This window comes from Planktothricoides sp. SR001 (assembly GCF_001276715.1).
Lineage (GTDB): Bacteria > Cyanobacteriota > Cyanobacteriia > Cyanobacteriales > Laspinemataceae > Planktothricoides > Planktothricoides raciborskii.
This window is the reverse complement of the sequence record NZ_LIUQ01000159.1, coordinates 1-1,212: the sequence shown is the minus strand read 5'-3', so window position 1 is coordinate 1,212 and position 1,212 is coordinate 1. Positions and strand designations below refer to the sequence as shown.

The following is a 1,212-nucleotide window of genomic DNA, read 5'->3' as shown; positions in this document are numbered from 1 at the left end:
CCCCCTTTGATCGGGGGTTTGGGGGGATCGTTCGTAGGGTTAGGGGGATCTTAACGTACCTCAAAAAAGCGCAAACTGCTGTAATATTTTTTATTTTTTGAATCATCAGATAACTTTTAAGTGTCGCTTGTGTTGCTCTCGGTATCGGCAATACAAAAATCGAAGTGGTAGGATACGTCAGAAATATTAATATCTGACGCTCCCTAAATTATGGTGATTTAAGTCTAAATTCAGTGCAGAAATTATTTCCGATCTGGCGGCGATACTTTTAATTTTTGTTTTGCACTTTGTTTTGCACCCAATACTTGGTGGACATCTTGTGGAGTAATTCGATCGCCGAGTCGAGGTTCTTCTACATCAATCATCAGAGCTTCAGTGGCAGCATCAATAGCTTCAATTGGGTTCAACCCTTTGCGGCTAATATATTTGGCAGCTAAATCTTCAATTTGTGCTATGCGTTGAAGTTGAGTAACATGGAGGTTATCTTTAGGTGTTTCGTAGGATTTAACATCCAAAATTTGATTAATCGACTTTTTTGGCATCCCAAAAAGATGTTGATAAATCTTACCCAGAGCGGAAGCGTAAATCCCCCTCTGTCCTCCTTTGATTGAATATTGCTTTATGTATTCCTGAAGAGAGTCTTGATTTGCCTCAATCCATGCGCCAATTGCGGAGCGTAAATCTTTATTCAACATGATTGAAGCGTAGCGAAACTCAAACTTCTGAATATATTCATCTTCATCTCGAATGATACCAAAAGCATGATCCGCTCGTCTCTCGAAAGTCTCGTGCAGTGCAGCAGCCAAGAGAGTAATTGCTGGTTTACGCATACCGATTACGGCAGCGTACATAATCATTGCCATGAAATCTTCTGTGGGGATCAAATTACTCTCGATAAACCCTTGTCCTTGAGATTCAATAATCTCTCCTTTGAATCCGTAACCTCTCAACTTAGCCAGAGCATTGCCTTGAGTACGCAGCGTATCACTTAACCAACCTTCATTAAATCCAACTGCTTTACTCGCTTGTCGCATCGACCAACGATATTCCCCATCGGACATCATGTAAACCGGAATAGGAATTCCACCAATTGTAATTTCCTTACTTTTAATGCTTGCTTGCTTAGACATGAGTAAATACTTAAGTTACGACTATTTGCCATAGGGTTAACCCTATGGTAGATAATATAGTACCATAGGGTTAACCCTATGG

General features: G+C 40.4%; 1 protein-coding gene. It reads right to left on the bottom strand.

The features are described from left to right. Nucleotides 1-242 precede the first annotated feature (242 nt). Nucleotides 243-1,130: a hypothetical protein gene (locus AM228_RS28905; protein ID WP_054469656.1), complete on the bottom strand. Its 888-nt coding sequence runs from the start codon at nucleotides 1,128-1,130 to the stop codon at nucleotides 243-245. Between the last annotated feature and the right edge of the window lie 82 nt (nucleotides 1,131-1,212).

Bases quoted from the DNA above. Each gene is read 5' to 3' on its own strand.
- AM228_RS28905 (WP_054469656.1), bottom strand. From the start codon at position 1,130: ATGTCTAAGCAAGCAAGCATTAAAAGTAAGGAAATTACAATTGGTGGA.